We start from the raw sequence: 19,452 nt of genomic DNA, 5'->3' as shown, positions 1-19,452 counted from the left end.
CCTCCTCAATCCGCCGGCCGCGCCGCATCGACCGACCAGAGGTGCAACGCCGCGTAGGCGCGGTACGGGCGCCAGCCTTCGGCGCGCAGCAGCAGCTCCGCCGGGCTCGGGCGCCCGGCGCCGCCATCGAGGGCCCGCAGCAAGCCGACGTCCCCGGGCGGAAACGCGTCCGGCGCGTGCAACGCCCGCATCGCGATGTACTGCGCCGTCCAAGGCCCGATCCCGCGGATCGCGGTCAGGCGGGCCACGGCGGTGGCGAGGTCCTGATCGGGCGCGAACGGATCGGGCTCGGCGAGGCTCGCCGCCGCGAGCGCCCGGATCGCGGCGCCGCGCGCACGCGGCATCGTCAGGATCTGCGCGACGTCCGCCGCGGCCACCCGCTCGGCGGTCGGGAAGACATGGGTCAGGCCGGGTTCGGCGAGGGCCGGGAGGGGCGTTCCGAGCTCGGCGACGAGCCGCCCGGCGAGCCGGGTCGCGGCCGCCACAGAGACCTGCTGCCCGAGGATCGCGCGGACGCCGAGCTCGAACCCGTCCCAGGCCCCCGGCACCCGCAAGCCGGGCCGCGCGGCGACGAGGGGCGCGAGACGAGGATCGGTCGCGAGATGCGCGCCGATCGTCGCCGGGTCGGCGTCGCAATCGAACAGGCGCCGGAGCCGGGCCGCGATTCCGGGAAGCTCGGCCTCCGCCACGCCCGTCACGATCGCGACGAGCCCATCGCCGCCGGGCGTGATCGCGATCGATCCGGTGCGCCCTGCGACGGCGATGGTGCGCGGGTAACGATCCGGGCCCACCGCCTCGATCCCGGGGATCGCCAGGCCGGCGAGGAAGTCGCGCATCGCCGGCCAGTCGTAGGGCGGGCGGCAGGGCAGGGCGATCGACGCAGGCACCGCGGCCGCGATCCGGGTCAGCCGTTCACGGCCCGCCGCACCGGCGCGGCGTCGCGGCCCGGAAGCCAGCGCGCGATGGCGGCGTAGAGGACCGCGCGGTCGAACGGCTTGCCGACGTGGTCGTCCATGCCGGCCTCGCGGAACTGGCGCACCTCGGCCGGCAGCACGTTGGCGGTCATCGCGATCACCGGCACGTTCGCCGCCGGGCCTTTCAGGCGGCGGATCATCCGCGTCGCGGTGATGCCGTCCATGCCCGGCATCTGCACATCCATCAGCACGAGGTCGAACGCGCCGTCCTCCACCGCCATCACGGCGGCGGCGCCGTCGGCGACCACGTCGACGGTGTGGCCGGCGGCCTCCAGCACCAGCCGCGCCAGCTCCTGGTTGATCTCGACGTCCTCGACCAGGAGGATGTGCCCGGTGGCGTGCGACGCGACGACGGCCGGCACGGCGGTAGGTGCGTCGACGTCGACGCCGCGCGGCAGCGTCACCGTGAACCAGAAGGTCGAGCCCTCGCCGTCGTCGGAGGCGACGCCGATCGTCCCGCCCATCAGCTCGACGAGGCGCCGGCAGATCGCGAGGCCGAGGCCGGTCCCGCCGAAATCGCGGCTCACCGAATTGTCGACCTGCGAGAAGCGCTCGAACAGCCGGTGCTGCTTGGCCTGCGGGATGCCGATGCCGGTATCGCTGACGCTGAAACGGATGGTCTCGCCGGCGGGCGTGGTGCCGGCATGGCGCACCGCGAGGGTCACGCTGCCGCGCCGGGTGAACTTTACCGCGTTGTTCAGGAGGTTGAGCAGGATCTGGCGCAGCCGGGCCTCGTCGCCGACGAGGCTGGGCGGCAGGTCCGGGTCGATCCGGCCGATCACGGTGAGACCCTTCGCGGAGGCGAGCCCGCGCACGATCGACAGGCCGTTGTCGGCCAGCGCCGCCGGCGCGAAGGCGCGCTGCTCGAGATCGATCGCCCCGGCCTCGACCTTCGAGAAGTCGAGGATGTCGTTGACCACGGTGAGCAGGGCGGAGCCCGACGAGCGCGCCAGCTCGGCGTGGCGCTGCAGGTCGGGCGCCAGCCGCTCGGAGCGCGCCAGCAGGTCGGTGAAGCCGATCACCGCGTTCAGCGGGGTGCGGATCTCGTGGGACATCGCGGCGAGGAAGTCGGTCTTGGCGAGGCTCGCGCGCTCGGCTTCCAGGCGCGCGGCCTCCGCGGCGGTCTTGGCCGCCTGCAGCGCGAGCTCGGCCTGCTTGCGATCGGTCGCGTCGAGGTTCAGGCCGATCACCCGCACGGGCCGCCCGGCGGGATCGTAGTACGCACGGCCGATGCTCTGCAGCCAGCGCTCGACGCCGTCGCCGCCCGTGATTCTGAACTCCATCACGAAGCTGCGGCGCGAGGCGATCGCCTCGGCGGCGTCCGCCAGGGCGCGCTCCCGGTCCTCGGGCATCACCAGGGCCTTCCAAGCCTCGATCGGCATGCGCAGGGGTTCGGTGCTCGACAGCCCGTGCAGCCGCGCGCTCTCGGGCGAGAGCAGGACGGAACCGGCGACGAGGTCGAGGTCCCAGGAGCCCGCCTCGGCCGCGTCCTGGGCAAGGCGCAGCAGGTCGCTGGTCTCCTCCAGGGCCCGGCGCGCGGTGATGATGTCGTCGATGTCGAGGGCGGTGCCGAGCCAGCCGACGATGGTGCCCGCCTCGCGGATCGGCATCATCACGATCTTGTGCCAGCGATAGGTGCCGTCGTGCCGGCGCAGCCGGCCTTCGATCTCGTGCCCGCGCCCGTCGCGAACGGCCGCCGCCCGGGCCGCCTCCATGCGCCCGGCATCGTCCGGGTGGTCGGCCGCGAGCCTTTCGGCAAGGCCGGTCCCGATCGGCCCGTAATAGGCCTCGAAGCGCTGGTTGACGTAGGCGGCGAGGCCATCCTCGGCCCGCACGATCCAGACGAGCTGCGGCAGCGTGTCGGCGAGCGCCCGGTAGCGCGCCTCGCTCGACCGCAAGGCGTCCTCCGCCTGATGGCGCGCATCGACGTCGCGGACCGAGGCGACGAAGCCGGCGGGTCGGCCGGCGGCGTCCCGCACCAGGCGCCACGAGCCCTCGACCCAGATGTAGGAGCGGTCGCCCCGGCGCAGGCGATAGGTCGCCACCGCGGTCTCGGCCTCGCCTCCCGAGAGGCGGGCGATCATCGCCGAGAGCGCGCCTGCGTCGTCGGGATGGGCCTCGTCCTCCGGCCGCGTCCCGACGAGGTCCTGCGGCGCCAGGCCCAGCAGCGCGTGCGAGGCCGGCGACGCGTAGATCCGCCGGCCGTCGAGGCCGACCTGGACGATCATGTCGCTGGCGTTGTCGGCGAGCAGGCGGTAGCGCGCCTCGCTCAGCGCGATCGCCTCCTCGGCCCGGCGCAGATGGGTGATGTCGCGCACGCTGATGAAGACGCGCGCCACGCGGCGGCCGCCGGCCTCGCGCAGGGGCACCAAGATCACCTCGAAGCGGTGGGTCCCGTCGCCGCCGACCCGCTCCTCCTGGCGCCGCGCTGGCTCGCCGGAGCGGATCACACCCTCGATGTCGGCCCGCACGATCGCGGCCATGTCGGGCGGCATCACCTCTTCCGGGGTCTTGCCGCGGACGGCCTGCTGCGAGTGCCCGATCAGCGCGGCGGCGCTCGGGTTCAGGGTCTCGAGGGCGAAGCTGCCATCGGCCGCGACGGCGTGGACGAAGAGGTGGTCGGTGGCGTTTTCGAACACGCCGCGGAACAGCGTCTCGGCCTCGCCGAGGGCACGGTGGGTCTCGACCAGCAGCGCCTCGCGCCGCCGCCGGCGCTCGAGCTCGCGCAGCAGCACCAGGCATCCGAGCAGGATGACCGCGCTCGCGACCGCGCCGACCGCCAGCGCGTTGCGCCGCTCCGCGACGAGCGGCGCGAGCACGACCTCCACCGACTTGCCGACCGTGACGACGAGCGGAAGGTTCTCCGTGGCGCGATATCCGAAGATGCGCGCGCGCCCGTCGAGGCCGCTCTCGACCGCGTAGGTTCCCGCCGGCGCCTCGGACAGGCGCGCGAACAGGCCCTGACCGTCGAGCCGCCGGGACAGGTCGCGCTCGTACATGCCCGGCATCGCCGGCTCGCGGATACGGACGTAGCCGTCGCGGCCGAACAGCCCGACGACCGCGTCGGCGCCGACGTCGAGCGCCTTGAAGCGCCGGGCGAGGTAGTCCGGGTCGACGGCCACCATGAGGACGCCGCCGAAGCTGCCGTCCGGGCGCGTCAGCCGGCGCGCGAGGTTGAAGGTGAAGGTATCCATCAGGCGGCCGCGGATGGTGCGCCCGACATAGAGGCCGGCTTCGGGATTGTCGGCCAGCGACCGGAAGTAGGGCCTGTCCGCGACGTTGGTCCTGCTGAGGGCGGAGGGCACGGCGTCGCGCGTGGCGACGAGGTCGCCGTTCGCGTCGAAGATCGCGATCTGGCGCGCGCTCTCGGCCAGCATCGTGGCGCGCTTCGACCAGCGGGCGAAATCGAAGGTCTCGGGATCGTCGGCGTAGTCGGCCTCGATCAGGCGCATCACCTGGTCGACGCCCTCGATCAGGCGCGAGACCTGCTCGGCCAGCGCGATCGACAGGTTCAGCACGTCGCGCCGCGCCTGGAGCATTTCGCCCTCGCGGCGCTGCTCAAGATGGAACAGCAGGCCGAGCCAAACGAGCGCGAGGAAGACGAGGCCCCCCGTCGCCACGAGCGCTTGCGGCAGCCGGCCGGCGAGGCGATTCGGCACGAGGCCGACCCTCCGTCGTTCCGGCATCTGCGTCGTCGCCACCATCATCCCGCTCACCCAGAACCCGTTCCGCGCGACCGTGGCATGCCGATCGTCACGAAACTGAATACGCGGCGCAGCGTCAGGACGTTTGCGCGACGTCTTCCAGCGCGCGCACGGTCTCGTCGCGCAGGGCGCGGATCTCGGCGAGCGCGGGCGCCAGGTCGGCGCCGTCCTTCGCCTCCGCTTCGAGAGCCCGGCAGGCCGTGGACAGCCGCTCGCAGCCGAGCATGCCCGACATCGAGATCAGGGTGTGCGCCTCCCGCGCGATCTCGCCCGGCGGGCGGCTTCCGGCCGGGAACGCGGTGCGCAGGCTGTCCGTGAACCGGACGATCAGGCGCCGGAGCTTCTCGGCGCCGATCACGCCGCCGAGGTCGTCGAGGACCGGGCGGCTCAGCAGGGGCAGGGTCACGGTCGCGCTCCGAAGTCACGTCTTGCCGGCGGCGCCTTCGTGGACGACGCCTGCATCGTCCGCCCTACGTCGGCCCGGACTGCGAAGTTTCCGTTGCCGACCGGTCGGCAACGGCAGCGGACGCGGCGCTAGAGCAGCGTGCCGCGCAGGATCAGCAACGCCACCGAGAAGTAGATGACGAGGCCGGTCACGTCGACGAGCGTCGCCACGAAGGGCGCCGAGGCGGTCGCCGGGTCGAAGCCGAGCCGTTGCAGCAGGAACGGCAGCATCGAGCCGGACAGCGACCCGAAGGTGACGATGCCGACGAGCGCGCCGCCGACGGTCGCCGCCACCAGCGGCCAGTGCTCGCCGTAATCGTACAGGCCGGTCTTCTGCCAGATCGCGATCCGCACCACGGCGATCACCCCGAGGATGCCGCCGAGCACGAGGCCGGTGGGCAGCTCGCGCAGGGCCACCCGCCACCAGTCGCGCAGGCGGATCTGGTGCAGCGCCAGCGCGCGGATCAGCAGCGAGGTCGCCTGGCTGCCGGAATTGCCGCCCGAGCTCATGATCAGCGGGATGAACAGCGTCAGGACGATCGCCTTCTCGAGCTCGCCCTCAAATCCCTGCATCGCCGAGGCGGTCAGCATCTCGGAGAGGAACAGCGCGCAGAGCCAGCCGGCGCGCTTCCGGATCATCGTCATGAAGCCGATGTCCATGTAGGGCTCGGGCAGCGCCTCCATGCCGCCGAAGCGCTGCACGTCCTGGGTCTGCTTCTCGACCATCGCGTCGATCATGTCGTCGACGGTGACGATGCCGATCAGGTGGCCGACCGCGTCGACCACCGGCAGGGCGAGCAGGTCGTATTTCGAGATCAGCCGGGCGGCCTCCTCGCGGCTCGCCGTCGGCGACACCGCGAGCGGGCGGCGGCCGGCGGCGACCGAGAGCACGTTGTCCTCGGGGTTGCCCGAGATCAGCCGGCGCAGCGGCACCGCCTTGGTCAGCGCGCGGGTGCGCGGGTCGAGCACGAAGATCGCGTAGATCGTCTCGCGGGTCTTCTCGACGCGGCGGATGTGGTCGAGGGTCTGCGCCACGGTCCAGGTGCCGGGCACGGTGACGAACTCGGTGGTCATCAGCGAGCCGACGGTCTCCTCGCCGTAGGCGCTGAGGCGGTCGACGGCGCCGCGGGTCTCGGCGTCGAGGCGGGCGCGCAGGTCCGAGCGGCCGGGCTCCTCGATCTCGCGGAACACGTCGGTGACGCGGTCGGCCGACATGCCCGACAGGTAGGTGGCGACACGGTCGCGCGGCAGCATCTCGATGATGTCGGCGGCGTCGTCGAGCTCGGGCTGGTCGAGCACCTCGATCGCGCGATCGTGCGGCAGGCCGAGCAGGATCGCGGCGGCGACCTCCGGCGCCTCGGCGTTCAGCGCCTCGACGATGTCGGGCGCACGCTCGTCGGAGAGGCGCGCAGCCAGGACGGAGGGGTCGACGCGCGGATCGATCGGCACGACCGCGTCGGGGACCGGCAGGGGGGGGACCTGTTCAACCATGGGCCTCGCCTCGCGGGCCCGGCGGCGCGCCGTGCGGCACCGGCCGCGACCGGCTGCGCGGCGGAGCCCGGCGCGAGCCCTTCAGGGGCTCAGGCGGGATCGCGGCGTGCGGCCGGCCACGGCTCGGACGATCGGTCTGGCGTGTCGCTGGGCATCGGATCTTCGTGGGAATGGCGTGCGCGGATGCCGACGGCCGTCTCCGCGCGCGGCAGCCTGTGCGCCCGGCGGTGCGACGCGTCAAGCCGAAAGCGCGCCCCTCGGAGAGGGCGTGGCGGCAGGGGGCGGAATGGGGTTGGCGATTTGGCGCCACCGACACCATCTACCTGATCGGAAAGCCGAATTCAGCGTTTTGGAGATGAATGCCGGGGCGACCAAGCGCTCTCTCGGCGATCCTATGAGAAATATAAGTGTAGCGCCCGCTTGTATTGCGCCCAAGGTATCGCCTATCTTCCGGTCATCGAAGTTCACGAGGAGAAACGCCATGGCTTGGTCCGCCCCCATCGTTCAGGAATTCTGCGTCGGCATGGAAGTGACGAGCTACGAGTCCGCCGAGATCGACACCTTCAACTGAGCCGATGACCGGCTCGCGAGCGAGCCGGCAAGACGTCCCTTTCGCCCGCATCCCATTCAGGAGAATTCACATGACTTGGTCCGCCCCCGTCGTTTCCGAGATCTGCGTCGGCATGGAAGTCACCAGCTACGAGTCGGCCGAGATCGACACCTTCAACTGAGCTTTCGATCGGCCGCCGATGCGGCCGGTCTCGTGAGCGCCGCTCCCTCGGGGGCGGCGTTTTGCGTTGGTGCCGGGCGTGAAACGACGAAGCCGGCCGTCCCTCGCGGGCGGCCGGCTTCGTCGTGTTCGGCGTAACCGAGGTCTCACAGACGGTAGCGGATCTGGTCGGTCCAGAACCGCTCCAGGCGGCTGAGGGCGGTGTTGAGCCGGCCGAAATCGTCGTCGGAGATGCCGCCGATCGGCTGGATGGTGCGGGCGTGCTTGTCGTAGAGGCCCTGGATGATGTCGTGGACCATCCGGCCCTTGTCGGTGAGGCTGATGCGCACCGAGCGGCGGTCGGTCTTCGAGCGGGCGTGGTGCAGGTAGCCGGCCTCGACCAGCTTCTTGACGTTGTAGGAGACGTTGGAGCCGAGGTAGTAGCCCTTGGTCCGCAGCTCGCTGGCGGTGAGTTCCTTGTCGCCGATGTTGTAGAGCAGCAGCGCCTGAACGCTGTTGACGTCCTCGCGGCCGCGGCGCTCGAACTCGTCCTTGATCACGTCGAGCAGGCGGCGGTGCAGGCGCTCGACGAGGTGCAGGGCCTCGAGATACGAGCCGGCGACGGCTCCGGTCTCGGGAGCGGTGTTGGTATCCGAGATCTTGACGGCCTGGGACTTCATCTTGTGCCTCGCCCGAATTGTTTTGCCGGAGCCTTCTGCCGTCCGGCACCGCTCATGGGGTGAAACTAGGCGGCGGGGATGAAAACCGCTCTAAGAGACAGGATGAATTCGCGATTTACTTCTGTCGGTAAATGCAAAGTGAAGTGATTCGTATAACCACTCGTTTACCGCGCTTCCTGTGCCGCGAGCCAAGAAAAAACGAAGTAGAAGATCACGATACTGGACTCGACCAAGACCAGAATCAGCGGCGTCTGCAACAGTTGCGGCGTCAGGACGGCGAGCGTCAGCATCGAGGTCACCGCCAGCAGCCAGACCACGCCGCCCCAGGCGCTGGTGAGCCACAGGCCGATCGCCGCGTTGGCGTCAATCACCGCGAAGTAGATCAGCGCCGCCTGGCGCCCGAACGGCTCCAGCGCGAACGGGCGGTGCCCCGGCACCACATCGAGGATCGTCGCGAAGGAGAGCACGCTCTTGGCGAGCCACGCCAGGGCCGTCAGCCGCATGAACCAGACCAGCACCGTGTCCCAGGTGCTCTTGGGCGCGGCCGAGCGCCGCTCGATGCGGTCGCTCGGGGCCTCGCCGACCGCGCTGCCGCGGGTGATGCGTCCGACCTTGCGCATCAGGCGAACCGAGGCTCCGGCGCCTCGGACGGCCCGAAGGCAGCGGCGACCGCGGCGTGGTCGACGGCCTCGAGCGTCGCCGGCCGCCAGTCCGGCCGGCCGTCCTTGTCGATCAGCACGGCGCGGACGCCCTCGAAGAAGTCATGCCCGCGCATCAGGCGGGTGACGAGGCGGTATTCGGTCAGCACCGCGTCGGCGAAATCGAGATCCAGCCCGCGCCGCATCTGCTCGCGGGCGATGCACAGGCTTGTCGGGCAGCGGGTGCGCATCACGGCCGCGGTCTCCGCGGCGAAGGTCGAGCCCGATGCGGCCGCGCCGTCCAGCCGTCGCAGGATGTCCGCGACGTCGTCGGCGGCGAAGGCGTCGTTGATCAGGCCGCGCTCGGCGACGAGCGGCCCGGTCGGCGGGCGCGCGGCGCTGGTCTCGAGCGCGGCCGCGATCGGGCCGCCCTGGGCGAGCCGGTCGAGGATCGCGGCGAAATCCCGGGCGGGCGCGTAGGCGGTGGCCAGGCCGAGGGCGAGCGCGTCGCTCGGGCCGACCCGGCTGCCGGTGAGCGCGAGATAGGTGCCGACGCGGCCGGGCAGGCGCGGTAGGGCGTAGGTCATCCCGACATCGGGAAACAGGCCGATCCCGACCTCGGGCATGGCGAAGACATACGTCTCCGAGGCGACGCGGTGGGCCCCGTGGAGCGAGATGCCGACGCCGCCGCCCATCACCACGCCCTCGATCAGCGCGACGATCGGCTTCTCGTAGCGCTGCATCCGGGCGACGAGGCGGTACTCGGCCTGCCAGAACGCGAACACCTCGTCGAAGCGTCCCGCCTGGCCGCAGGCGTGGATGTGGCGGATGTCGCCGCCGGCGCAGAAGGCGCGCCCCCCGGCGCCGCGGATCGCCACGCGGGTGATGCCGGCATCCGACGCCCAGGCGTCGAGCTGCGCGTGCAGCGCGCCGATCATCCCGAGGGAGAGCGCGTTCAGGGCCTTCGGCCGGTCGAGGGTGACGAGACCGAGCGCGCCCCGCCGCTCGAACCGGATCTCGTCGTTGGCCGCTTCGGCTCCGCTCACGTCTCTCGATCCTCTCGCCGCGTGTCCGCTCAGCGGGGGTTAGAGGCCGTACCGGCCCGGGCGTCAACGCCGGGCACCGGCGCGGGTGTCAGGCCGGCGCTGGGTCCGCGTGCGATGCGGAGGGCAGACCCATGCGGCGGTAGAGTTCGGCCTGGACCGCGATGCTGGTGACAAGGGACAGGATATTCACCGGGCTCATCAGGGCCGGCTTCATCAGAGCCGACCTCACGACGGCCGCTTGGAGCCAAAGCGTCGCCGCGATGATCGCCAGGAGGACCGGCAGGAGCACGGCGCCGACGAGAAGCCCGGCGAACGTGATTTCCCAGACCCGTCCCTTCGTCGCCGAGACCGCGCCCGACAGGCTGAGCGGGAGGACGCCGAGGGCGCCGAGGGCGAGCGCGGGGCCGGCCAGCGTGAGCCGGATGCAGATCCACCAGCTCGGCACAAGCAGTCCCAGAACAAGGAGGACGGGGATCCCGAGCCGATCATGGAGGTTCCAGAGCCAGGCCGCTCCGCCGAGGAAGAGCAGGAGATCGAGGGCGACGACGTTGAGGATGGCGCGGCGCCGCGCGCCGGGTTTCGGGATCGACGGCGGCCCGACGTCCCACATCACCTCGTACAGCCGGACCTTGTAGGGCGCGACGAGGACGAAGACGGCCGCATGGAGCAGCAGCCACCATCCGGTCACGGCGGGCACGTCGTTCTCGTGGCGCATCAGGGCCTCCGCGCCGTCGCCCGCGAGCAGGATCACGAACGCGATCGCCGTCGCCGGCCCGAGCGCGCGCATCGCGCGAAAGCTCCGTCCGTACGCGGCCGGAATGATCCCCTCGAGCGTGAACGATGCCGTCATGAGCCCCCCGACCAACACCTCGACCGGCGAATCGAACGCCGGAGCGATGTGAAAGAATTCCGATCCGCTGCGGGATGTCACGTGCCGAGGCGACGGCGTCACGCAGGCGTGAACCGTTCGGGGACGCTGCCGCGCTGCGGGCGGGGCGCCTCCGGCGGCTCGTGACGTCGCGGCGCTTCGCCGGCTTCGCCCGCCCCGCCACTTATGCTACGCCGCGCCACCCGCGAACCGATCACAGCGAACGCGATCCCATGCCCTTCGAACACGCTTCCGACGACACGCCCCGGCCGCGCCCGCTCGCCGTGGAGACCGCGCGGGAGGGGACCCGCGCCGAGGGCCTGAAGATCACCCAGCGTCCGCGCCGCAACCGCAAGGCCGACTGGTCGCGGCGGCTGGTGCGCGAGAACACGCTGACGGTCGACGACCTGATCTGGCCGATGTTCGTGATCGAGGGGACGGGCCGGCGCGAGCCGATCGCCTCCATGCCCGGCGTCGAGCGCCTCAGCGTCGACGAGATCGTGCGCGACGCCGAGCGCGCCGCTCGCCTCGGCATCCCGGCGATCTCGTTCTTTCCCTATACGGAAGCGAGCTTGCGCGACCCCACAGGCTCCGAGGCCCTGAACCCGGACAACCTCGTCTGCCGGGCGGTGCGCGCGGTGAAGAAGGCGGTGCCGCAGATCGGCATCATGACCGACGTCGCCCTCGACCCCTACACCTCGCACGGCCATGACGGCCTGCTCTCGGACGGCGCGATCCTCAACGACGAGACCGTCGCTCTGCTGGTCGAGCAGAGCCTGATCCAGGCCGAGGCCGGTACCGACATCATCGCGCCCTCCGACATGATGGACGGGCGCGTCGGCGCGATCCGCGCCGGGCTCGACAAGGCCGGCTTCCTCGACGTGCAGATCATGGCCTACGCGGCGAAGTACGCCAGCGCGTTCTACGGCCCGTTCCGCGACGCGATCGGCACGCAGGCGGCGCTCGTCGGCGACAAGCGCACCTACCAGATGGACCCCGGCAACGGCCTGGAGGCGTTGCGCGAGGTCGCCCTCGACCTGGAGGAGGGCGCCGATTCGGTGATGGTGAAGCCCGGGCTGCCCTATCTCGACATCATCCGCCGGGTGAAGGACGAATTCGGCGTGCCGACCTTCGCCTACCAGGTGTCGGGCGAGTACGCGATGATCGAGGCCGCCAGCCGCAACGGCTGGCTCGACGGCGAGCGCGCCATGGTCGAGAGCCTGCTCGCCTTCAAGCGCGCCGGCGCTGACGGCGTGCTGACCTACTACGCCCCCCGCGTCGCCGAGCGGCTGCGCACCGGGGCGTGAGGCGCCGGCGGGGCAGGGGGGTCGTCGCCCTCGGGATCGTGCTCGGATTTCTCGGCGGTCTCGGCGCCTGCGAGAGCGCGGTGCAGCGCCAGCGCCTGTCCATCTGCCGGAAGGCGGTGCCCGCGCTCGTGCCGGACGAGACGGCGGTGCGGATCCTGCGCGCCGGCACCGGCGCGGCCCCCGACAGCATCCGCGTCGACTACGTGCTCGGTCACCATCCCCACTATGCGTTGTGCCGCTTCAACGCCGGGGCCGTGCTCGACGGCATCTCCACCGACCGCACGACACTGTCGGAGGCCTCCCTCTACCTGCTCAAGCGCTACTATCTCGACACGCCGGACGCCGATGAGCCCAAGCAGAAGATACCTTGAGCGCTCGGCGCTCGAAGGAGGTTAGCGTCACGTAGTCTCTACGGTGACGTGTTTTGAGGCAGACGAACGGCGGCTTGCTTGCAAGAGAAGCAATTACAACTCAAGCCAGCAAAAATTAACAGCAGCCCATGCCTCGAGCTTTTAAGATTTGTGAAAATATTACAGTCCTAAGTCTATTTCACTACGGATTCATACAACCTTCTCCCCATAGGTACGCGTCGGCGTGCCCGCGGCGGCGCGCCCAGGAAATTCCATGGTCCCCCAGCGCATCTCCGAAGATGTCGGCCTCGCGGAACTGGTCGACCGCTCCACCGGCCAGCTGAAGACCTCGACCCGAGCCAGCATCGGCGCGATCAACACCATCACCCGCCGCATGCATCTGCTGGCGATGAACGCCATGATCGAGGCGGCGCATGCCGGCACGCAGGGCGCGGGCTTCTCGGTGGTGGCGCAGGAGGTGCGCCAGGTCGCCGGCGAGATCGACGGCCTCGCCTCGGCGCTGGGCACGAAGCTCGGCGACGGCGTCGACACGCTGACCCGCGCCGTCGGCCAGCTCGCCGACCACGCCCGCGCCACGCGTTGCGTCGATCTCGCCCTCAACGCCGTCGAGGTGATCGACCGCAATCTCTACGAGCGCACCTGCGACGTCCGCTGGTGGGCGACGGATGCCGCGATCGTCGACGCCGCCTCCGATCCGACCGAGGCGGCCGCCGCCCATGCGAGCCGGCGCCTCGGCGTCATCCTGTCGTCCTACACGGTCTATCTCGACCTCTGGCTGTGCGACCTGCACGGGCGCGTGATCGCCGGCGGGCGCCCGGACCGCTTCGCCGTCCAGGGCCGCGACGTCCGCAACGAGGCGTGGTTCGCCAAGGCGCGCGCCCTGACCTCGGGCGACGACTTCGCGGTCGCCGACATCGCGCGCTGCGCCGGGCTCGGCGGTGCGCAGGTCGCGACCTACGTCGCCTCGGTCCGCGCGGACGGCGAGGCGCACGGCAAGCCCCTGGGCTACCTCGCGATCCATTTCGACTGGGAGCCGCAGGCCCGCGCGATCGTCGAGGGTGTCCGCCTCGCGCCCGACGAGCGGGCATCGAGCCGCGTGATGCTGCTCGACGCGCGCCATCGCGTCATCGCCTGCTCGCGGGGCCGCGGCATCCTCACCGAGCGCTACCCGCTGCAGGTCGACGCCGCCGCCAGCGGGCATTACCGTGATCCCCAGGGGCGCTTGGTCGCGTACCACGCCACGCCCGGCTACGAGACCTATGCCGGCCTCGGCTGGTGCGGCGTCATCGAGCAGGCGGCCGGCTGAGCCGAGGGGGCGGGCCTTGAGGGAGATCGGGGCGATTCCCATGTGACGGTCCAGCGACGTCACGCGAGATCACGGCCATGCTGAACCCCCGCTCCGATTACGCCCGCCCGTTCGAAGCGCCGAGCTACCTGCCCCCCGTGACGATGCCGGCGGTCCGCGCCAGCCTCGGCGGCCGCACGGTCGCCTACCTGCTCGACATCCTGTTCATCCTCGGCTTCAGCGTCCTGCTCTGGGTCGCGATCGCCTTCCTCGGCGTGGTCACCTTCGGCCTCGGCTGGGCGCTGTTCGCGGTCCTGCCGGCGAGCGGCGTGATCTACAGCGCGATCACCGTCGGCGGCTCGCGCCAGAGCACGCTCGGGATGCGGATGATGGGCCTGCGCGTCGTCGCGCCGGAGACCGGGCGGCCGGTCGACCTGATCACCGCCGCGGTCCACGCGCTGCTGTTCTACGTCGCGATCTCGACCTTCCTGCTGTGGTTCGTCGATCTCGCCTTCGGCCTGGTCCGCAGCGATCGCCGCCTCGGCCACGACGTGCTCCTCGGCCTCGCCGTCGTGCGCGCCGGCTGACGTCGCGACCGCGCCGGCAAACGGTTTCGGCCGCGCGGACCGGCGCGGCGAAATTGTCGCCTCGGCTTGGCCGGCAACCCATTGAGCGCGGCCACGGCCGCGTTACACTGCAGCGGCGGCCCGGCGCAGGAACCCGTGGCGAGAGGGCAGCGCGAAGCGTGACGAGCCACCCGCGCGACACACCGCAATTCTACCTGACGGCACCGTCGAACTGCCCCTACCTGCCGGGGCAGGAGGAGCGGAAGGTGTTCACGCACCTCGTCGGCCGTCGCGCCCGCGATCTCAACGAGATCCTGACGCAGGGCGGCTTCCGCCGCTCGCAGACCATCGCCTACCGCCCGGCCTGCGAGACCTGCCGCGCCTGCATCTCGGTGCGCGTGGTGGTGTCCGACTTCGTCGCCAGCGGCAGCCAACGCCGGATCCTGTCGCGCAGCGCCGACCTCGTCGGCACGCCCGAGCCGAACCGCCCGGCCTCCGAGCAGTACGCCCTGTTCCGCCGCTACCTCGACGCCCGCCACGGCGACGGCGGCATGGTCGACATGACGGTGCTCGACTACGCGATGATGATCGAGGACAGCCACGTCGACACGCACCTCGTCGCCTATCGCCGGCGCGGGCCCGACACCGCGATCCACGGCCGCGGCGTCGGCGGCTTGGTGGCGCTCTGCCTCACCGACGTGCTCTCCGACGGCCTGTCGATGGTGTACTCGTTCTACGACCCGGCGGAGGCCCACCGGTCGCTCGGGACCTACATGATCCTCGATCATATCCGGCGCGCCCACGAGATGGGCCTGCCGTACCTCTACCTCGGCTACTGGGTCGAGGGCTCGCGCAAGATGGACTACAAGGCCCGCTTCCTGCCGCAGGAGCGGTTGCAGCCGCAGGGTTGGGTGCGGGTCGAGCCGAAGGCGTAACGCCAGCGCGGTCAGCAGGGCCGGCCCTGCGGTGCGTTCACCTCCCGGCTCAGCCGTGCTAGGCGCGCGGCACGATACGCCCGCGAGATCCGAGACGCCGATGATCCCCCGCTACAGCCGCCCCGCGATGACGGCGATCTGGTCGCCCGAATCCCGCTTCCGGATCTGGTTCGAGATCGAGGCGCACGCCACCACGGCGCTCAGCGAGATCGGCGTCGTGCCGAAGGAGGCCGCTGACAAGGTCTGGGAGAAGGGCCGCGACGCGGTGTTCGACGTGGCCCGCATCGACGCGATCGAGGCGGTGACCAAGCACGACGTCATCGCCTTCCTCACGCATCTGTCGGAGATCGTCGGGCCGGAGGCGCGCTTCGTCCACCAGGGCATGACCTCGTCGGACGTGCTCGACACCTGCCTCAACGTCCAGCTCGTCCGCGCCGCCGACATCCTGATCGCCGACGTCGATGCGCTGCTCGCCGCCCTGAAGCGCCGCGCGCTCGAGCACAAGCTCACCCCGACCATCGGCCGCTCGCACGGCATCCACGCCGAGCCCGTCACCTTCGGCCTCAAGCTCGCCCAGGCCTACGCCGAGTTCGCGCGCAACCGCGCCCGGCTGGTGTTGGCGCGGGAGGAGATCGCCACCTGCGCGATCTCGGGCGCGGTCGGCACCTTCGCCAACATCGATCCGCGGGTCGAGGCCTACGTCGCCGAGAAGATGGGGCTGACGGTCGAGCCGGTCTCGACCCAGGTCATCCCGCGCGACCGGCACGCGATGTTCTTCGCGACGCTCGGCGTCGTCGCCTCGTCGCTCGAGCGGCTCGCGATCGAGGTGCGTCACCTGCAGCGCACCGAGGTGCTGGAGGCCGAGGAGTTCTTCTCGGAAGGCCAGAAGGGCTCTTCGGCGATGCCGCACAAGCGCAATCCGGTGCTGACCGAGAACGTCACCGGGCTCACCCGCATGGTGCGCGCCTACGCGCTGCCGGCGATGGAGAACGTGGCGCTCTGGCACGAGCGCGACATCTCGCACTCCTCCGTCGAGCGGATGATCGGGCCGGATGCCACCGTCACCCTCGACTTCGCGCTCGCCCGCATGACGGGGGTGATCGACAAGCTGCTGATCTACCCGGCCCAGATGCAGAAGAATCTCGACCGGCTCGGCGGCCTCGTCCACTCGCAGCGCGTGCTGTTGGCCCTGACGCAGGCGGGCGTCAGTCGCGAGGACGCGTATCGCCTCGTCCAGCGCAACGCGATGCCGGTCTGGCGCGGGGAGGGCGACTTCCTCGCCCTGCTAAAGGCCGATACCGAGGTCACGGCGGCCCTGTCGCCCGAGCAGATCGAGGAATGCTTCGATCTCGGCTACCACTTCAAGCACGTGGACACGATCTTCTCGCGGGTCTTCGGGGACGGCTGAACCCCGCACGAATCCTGCTTGGAACGATTTCGACCGGTCATCGCAAAGGGCATCCGCCGTGGCGTCACCCCGCATCGTTTACCTCAACGGCGAATTCCTGCCCTTCGACGAGGCCCGCGTGCCGGTGATGGATCGCGGGTTCCTGTTCGCGGACGGGATCTACGAGGTCTCGGCGATCATCGACGGGCGCCTCGTCGACAACGCGGCGCATCTTGCCCGCCTCGACCGGTCGCTCGGCGAGATCGGCATCCGCAACCCGCACGATGCGGCCGCCTGGGAGCGCCTGCAGACCGAGCTCGTCGCCCGGAACGGCGTCGTCGAGGGGCTGGTCTACATGCAGGTCACGCGCGGCGTGCACGAGCGCGACTTCGCCTTCCCGCCCGCCGGCACGCCGCCGACCGTGATGATGTTCACGCAAGCCAAGACCGTGCTCGCCAACACGCTGGCCGAGACCGGCGCCAAGGTGGTCACGGTCGAGGACCTGCGCTGGAAGCGGCGCGACATCAAGTCGGTCGCCCTGCTCGCACAGGTGCTGGCCAAGCAGGCGGCCGCGGAGGCCGGCGTCGCCGAAGCCTGGATGGTCGAGGACGGCGCGGTCACGGAGGGCTCGTCCTCCACCGCCTTCATCGCGACCAGGGACGGCCGCCTCGTCACCCGCCCGCTCTCGACCGCGCTCCTGCCCGGCATCACCCGCGCCGCGGTGATGCGGCTCGCCGCCGAGACCGGCCTGACGGTGGAGGAGCGCCTGTTCTCCGTCGAGGAGGCCTACGCGGCGGCGGAGGCGTTCTACACCAGCGCCTCGGCCTTCGTGATGCCGGTCGTCGCCATCGACGACCGCACGATCGGCGAGGGCGTCCCCGGCCCCATCGCCCGCCGCCTGCGCGAGCTCTACATCGCGATGGCGCGGGGGAGCTGAGGAGACCTTTCGCGACCCAGTCGGAGACATTTTTCGCCGCGCCTTCGCTCCCCCCTGGAGCGGGGGAGGGTGGGCCTCGCGTCAGCGAGGGTCGGGAGAGGGAAGCGACAGGTCCGGATGGCGCGCTCCCCTCTCCCGACCCGCTTCGCGGGCCACTCTCTCCCGCAGAGGGGGGAGCGAAGCGGCGCTCGATTCGAACGAGGCATCCGCGTCCCAAAAGATCGCGACAGGAACGGTTCCCCGGCCTCGGTGTTTGCTTCCCGATCGCGAACGAGAGGGAGGTCTTCGTTGTCAAAGGTCCTAACGGGGCTCGCCGCCTCGGTCTTCGCGCTGGTCGCCACGGCCGCGCTCGCCCAGAATCCCGATGCGCCGCTGAAGGGTCGCGACAGCGATCCGGTGCTGCCGCCCCAGAACCAGACGCCGCCCGATCGCGTACGCCCGAATGCCGACACGCCGCCGGCCGATTCCACGCTCAGCGACAAGCTGCGGCAGAGCGACGGCGTCATCAAGCCGCCGGGCAACGCGGCCCCCGGCATGGTGGTCGAGCCGCCGAACCCGAACGCCGGCTCCATGCCGGTGATCAAGCCGGGCGAGCTGCCGGGGCAGAAGCCCGGAACCGAAGCCAAATAGGCTCCGCGCCGAAGCTCGTCCCCTGCCGGTTCGACACGGCGGGGGCGGTTTGCTTGATTTCCCGGACCGGATCGCGGAAACACCCTCACGGCAACGGGTTTTCTCTCGCGCGGCGCAACGCCGGGCGCCCGCGAACGGGCCACGGGTCTGAAGGCACGCATGGCGAACGTCGTCGTCGTAGGCGCCCAATGGGGCGATGAGGGCAAGGGCAAGATCGTCGACTGGCTCTCCGAGCAGGCCGACATCGTGGTCCGCTTCCAGGGCGGCCACAATGCCGGGCATACGCTCGTCATCGACGGCGTGACCTACAAGCTGGCGCTGCTGCCCTCGGGCGTGGTGCGCGGCGGCAAGCTCTCGGTGATCGGCAACGGCGTCGTCGTCGACCCGTGGCACCTCGTCGACGAGATCGCCCGCATCCAGGCGCAGGGCGTCGAGGTCTCGCCGCGATCCCTCCGCATCGCCGACAACGCGACGCTGATCCTGCCGCTGCACCGCGAGCTCGACCATTTCCGCGAAACCGCTAACGCCGGGCTGAAGATTGGCACGACGAAGCGCGGCATCGGCCCGGCCTACGAGGACAAGGTCGGCCGCCGCGCGATCCGCGTGGTCGATCTCGCCGATGCCGACACCCTGCCGGCCAAGATCGAGCGGGTGCTGACCCACCACAACGCCCTGCGCCGCGGCCTCGGCATCGCCGAGGTCGACGCGGGCGCCCTGCTATCCGAATTGAAGGCGATCGCGCCGACGATCCTGCCCTATGCCTGCCCGGTCTGGGCGCTGCTCGACGAGGAGCGCCGCGCCGGCAAGCGCATCCTGTTCGAGGGCGCGCAGGGCGCGCTGCTCGACGTCGACCACGGCACCTATCCCTTCGTCACCTCGTCGAACATCGTCGCGGCGCAGGCGGCGACCGGCTCGGGCCTCGGCCCGGGCGCGATCGGCTACGTGCTCGGCATCGCCAAGGCCTACACCACCCGCGTCGGCGAAGGCCCGTTCCCGACCGAGCTGTTCGACGAGATCGGCGAGACCATCGGCCGGAAGGGCCGCGAGTTCGGCGTCAACACCGGGCGCAAGCGCCGCTGCGGCTGGTTCGATGCGGTGCTGGTGCGCCAGACCGTGCGGACCTCGGGCATCGACGGCATCGCCCTGACCAAGCTCGACATCCTCGACGGGTTCGAGACGATCGAGGTTTGCACCGGCTACCGCCTAGACGGCGCGGTCATCGACCACCTGCCGGCGAGCCAGGCGGCGCAGGCCCGGGTCGAGCCGATCTACGAGACGATCCCCGGATGGTCGGAGACGACCGCCGGCGCCCGCTCCTGGGCCGAGCTGCCGGCGCAGGCGATCAAGTACGTCCGGCGCATCGAGGAGCTGATCGGCTGCCCGGTGGCGCTCCTCTCGACGTCGCCCGAGCGCGACGACACCATCCTGATGCACAATCCCTTCGAGGATTGATCGTCCGGTCCGCGCGACGCGCGGACCG

At 70.9% G+C, this 19,452-nt stretch carries 19 protein-coding genes; 11 read left to right on the top strand and 8 right to left on the bottom strand.

Annotated features, from left to right (window positions below):
• Positions 1-5: 5 nt before the first annotated feature.
• From MKK64_RS12655 to mgtE, 4 genes are all read right to left on the bottom strand, one after another.
• A complete protein-coding gene (locus MKK64_RS12655) occupies positions 6-887 on the bottom strand; it encodes a DNA-3-methyladenine glycosylase family protein (RefSeq protein ID WP_313898912.1) in 882 nt (293 codons plus the stop codon).
• A 17-nt stretch (positions 888-904) separates the two neighbouring features.
• On the bottom strand, positions 905-4,681 hold the full coding sequence (locus MKK64_RS12650; protein ID WP_243935574.1) for a PAS domain S-box protein: 3,777 nt from the start codon (positions 4,679-4,681) through the stop codon (positions 905-907).
• Positions 4,682-4,754: 73 nt separating this feature from the next.
• The gene (locus tag MKK64_RS12645; RefSeq protein ID WP_243935270.1) at positions 4,755-5,084 is read right to left on the bottom strand and encodes an Hpt domain-containing protein; all 330 of its coding nucleotides are present in this window, start codon (positions 5,082-5,084) and stop codon (positions 4,755-4,757) included.
• 128 nt (positions 5,085-5,212) lie between these two features.
• On the bottom strand, positions 5,213-6,613 hold the full coding sequence (gene mgtE, locus MKK64_RS12640) for a magnesium transporter (protein ID WP_147843416.1): 1,401 nt from the start codon (positions 6,611-6,613) through the stop codon (positions 5,213-5,215).
• 481 nt (positions 6,614-7,094) lie between these two features.
• On the opposite strand from mgtE, the gene pqqA (MKK64_RS12635) reads away from it, so the two are divergent.
• Together pqqA (MKK64_RS12635) and pqqA (MKK64_RS12630) are read left to right on the top strand one after the other, a co-directional pair.
• On the top strand, positions 7,095-7,184 hold the full coding sequence (gene pqqA, locus MKK64_RS12635; protein ID WP_243935268.1) for a pyrroloquinoline quinone precursor peptide PqqA: 90 nt from the start codon (positions 7,095-7,097) through the stop codon (positions 7,182-7,184).
• A gap of 70 nt (positions 7,185-7,254) precedes the next feature.
• Complete coding sequence (gene pqqA, locus MKK64_RS12630) at positions 7,255-7,344, top strand: pyrroloquinoline quinone precursor peptide PqqA (RefSeq protein ID WP_243935266.1); 90 nt, start codon at positions 7,255-7,257, stop codon at positions 7,342-7,344.
• 145 nt (positions 7,345-7,489) lie between these two features.
• Here the strand turns inward: pqqA (MKK64_RS12630) and ldtR are convergent, their stop codons facing one another.
• The 4 genes from ldtR to MKK64_RS12610 all read right to left on the bottom strand — a co-directional run bounded on the left by ldtR (position 7,490) and on the right by MKK64_RS12610 (position 10,473).
• On the bottom strand, positions 7,490-8,002 hold the full coding sequence (gene ldtR / locus MKK64_RS12625) for a transcriptional regulator LdtR (protein ID WP_147727217.1): 513 nt from the start codon (positions 8,000-8,002) through the stop codon (positions 7,490-7,492).
• Between the two features lie 164 nt (positions 8,003-8,166).
• Positions 8,167-8,622, bottom strand: a complete 456-nt coding sequence (locus MKK64_RS12620; RefSeq protein WP_147727218.1) for a DUF6163 family protein — start codon at positions 8,620-8,622, stop codon at positions 8,167-8,169.
• A complete protein-coding gene (locus MKK64_RS12615) occupies positions 8,622-9,686 on the bottom strand; it encodes an enoyl-CoA hydratase/isomerase family protein (protein ID WP_243935263.1) in 1,065 nt (354 codons plus the stop codon). The genes MKK64_RS12620 and MKK64_RS12615 overlap by 1 nt, the downstream gene beginning before the upstream one ends.
• 88 nt (positions 9,687-9,774) lie before the next feature.
• Complete coding sequence (locus tag MKK64_RS12610; protein WP_243935261.1) at positions 9,775-10,473, bottom strand: hypothetical protein; 699 nt, start codon at positions 10,471-10,473, stop codon at positions 9,775-9,777.
• Between the two features lie 314 nt (positions 10,474-10,787).
• On the opposite strand from MKK64_RS12610, the gene hemB reads away from it, so the two are divergent.
• The 9 genes from hemB to MKK64_RS12565 all read left to right on the top strand — a co-directional run bounded on the left by hemB (position 10,788) and on the right by MKK64_RS12565 (position 19,424).
• A complete protein-coding gene (hemB, locus tag MKK64_RS12605; RefSeq protein ID WP_147843353.1) occupies positions 10,788-11,861 on the top strand; it encodes a porphobilinogen synthase in 1,074 nt (357 codons plus the stop codon).
• Between the two features lie 38 nt (positions 11,862-11,899).
• Positions 11,900-12,232, top strand: coding sequence for a hypothetical protein (locus tag MKK64_RS12600; RefSeq protein WP_243935259.1), 333 nt, complete (start codon positions 11,900-11,902; stop codon positions 12,230-12,232).
• Between the two features lie 253 nt (positions 12,233-12,485).
• On the top strand, positions 12,486-13,538 hold the full coding sequence (locus MKK64_RS12595) for a methyl-accepting chemotaxis protein (RefSeq protein WP_243935258.1): 1,053 nt from the start codon (positions 12,486-12,488) through the stop codon (positions 13,536-13,538).
• 77 nt (positions 13,539-13,615) lie between these two features.
• Positions 13,616-14,104, top strand: coding sequence for an RDD family protein (locus MKK64_RS12590; RefSeq protein ID WP_243935256.1), 489 nt, complete (start codon positions 13,616-13,618; stop codon positions 14,102-14,104).
• A gap of 158 nt (positions 14,105-14,262) precedes the next feature.
• The gene (locus MKK64_RS12585) at positions 14,263-15,018 is read left to right on the top strand and encodes an arginyltransferase (protein WP_147727422.1); all 756 of its coding nucleotides are present in this window, start codon (positions 14,263-14,265) and stop codon (positions 15,016-15,018) included.
• A gap of 100 nt (positions 15,019-15,118) precedes the next feature.
• Positions 15,119-16,426, top strand: a complete 1,308-nt coding sequence (gene purB / locus MKK64_RS12580; protein ID WP_243935254.1) for an adenylosuccinate lyase — start codon at positions 15,119-15,121, stop codon at positions 16,424-16,426.
• 58 nt (positions 16,427-16,484) lie between these two features.
• The gene (locus tag MKK64_RS12575) at positions 16,485-17,342 is read left to right on the top strand and encodes a D-amino-acid transaminase (RefSeq protein ID WP_243935251.1); all 858 of its coding nucleotides are present in this window, start codon (positions 16,485-16,487) and stop codon (positions 17,340-17,342) included.
• 288 nt (positions 17,343-17,630) lie between these two features.
• Entirely contained in the window at positions 17,631-17,972 is a 342-nt protein-coding gene (locus MKK64_RS12570; RefSeq protein ID WP_243935248.1) for a hypothetical protein, read from the top strand.
• 159 nt (positions 17,973-18,131) lie between these two features.
• Positions 18,132-19,424: an adenylosuccinate synthase gene (locus MKK64_RS12565; protein WP_147727418.1), complete on the top strand. Its 1,293-nt coding sequence runs from the start codon at positions 18,132-18,134 to the stop codon at positions 19,422-19,424.
• Positions 19,425-19,452 lie beyond the last annotated feature (28 nt).

Origin of the sequence: Methylobacterium sp. E-025, assembly GCF_022829705.1 — a bacterium.
Taxonomy (GTDB): Bacteria; Pseudomonadota; Alphaproteobacteria; order Rhizobiales; family Beijerinckiaceae; genus Methylobacterium.
This window is presented reverse-complemented; position numbering and strand designations above follow the sequence as displayed.

Bases quoted from the DNA above. Each gene is read 5' to 3' on its own strand.
- MKK64_RS12650 (WP_243935574.1), bottom strand. From the start codon at position 4,681: ATGATGGTGGCGACGACGCAGATGCCGGAACGACGGAGGGTCGGCCTC.
- mgtE (WP_147843416.1), bottom strand. From the start codon at position 6,613: ATGGTTGAACAGGTCCCCCCCCTGCCGGTCCCCGACGCGGTCGTGCCG.
- pqqA (WP_243935268.1), top strand. From the start codon at position 7,095: ATGGCTTGGTCCGCCCCCATCGTTCAGGAATTCTGCGTCGGCATGGAA.
- pqqA (WP_243935266.1), top strand. From the start codon at position 7,255: ATGACTTGGTCCGCCCCCGTCGTTTCCGAGATCTGCGTCGGCATGGAA.
- ldtR (WP_147727217.1), bottom strand. From the start codon at position 8,002: ATGAAGTCCCAGGCCGTCAAGATCTCGGATACCAACACCGCTCCCGAG.
- MKK64_RS12620 (WP_147727218.1), bottom strand. From the start codon at position 8,622: ATGCGCAAGGTCGGACGCATCACCCGCGGCAGCGCGGTCGGCGAGGCC.
- MKK64_RS12610 (WP_243935261.1), bottom strand. From the start codon at position 10,473: ATGCGCGCGCTCGGGCCGGCGACGGCGATCGCGTTCGTGATCCTGCTC.
- hemB (WP_147843353.1), top strand. From the start codon at position 10,788: ATGCCCTTCGAACACGCTTCCGACGACACGCCCCGGCCGCGCCCGCTC.
- MKK64_RS12595 (WP_243935258.1), top strand. From the start codon at position 12,486: ATGGTCCCCCAGCGCATCTCCGAAGATGTCGGCCTCGCGGAACTGGTC.
- MKK64_RS12590 (WP_243935256.1), top strand. From the start codon at position 13,616: ATGCTGAACCCCCGCTCCGATTACGCCCGCCCGTTCGAAGCGCCGAGC.
- purB (WP_243935254.1), top strand. From the start codon at position 15,119: ATGATCCCCCGCTACAGCCGCCCCGCGATGACGGCGATCTGGTCGCCC.
- MKK64_RS12565 (WP_147727418.1), top strand. From the start codon at position 18,132: ATGGCGAACGTCGTCGTCGTAGGCGCCCAATGGGGCGATGAGGGCAAG.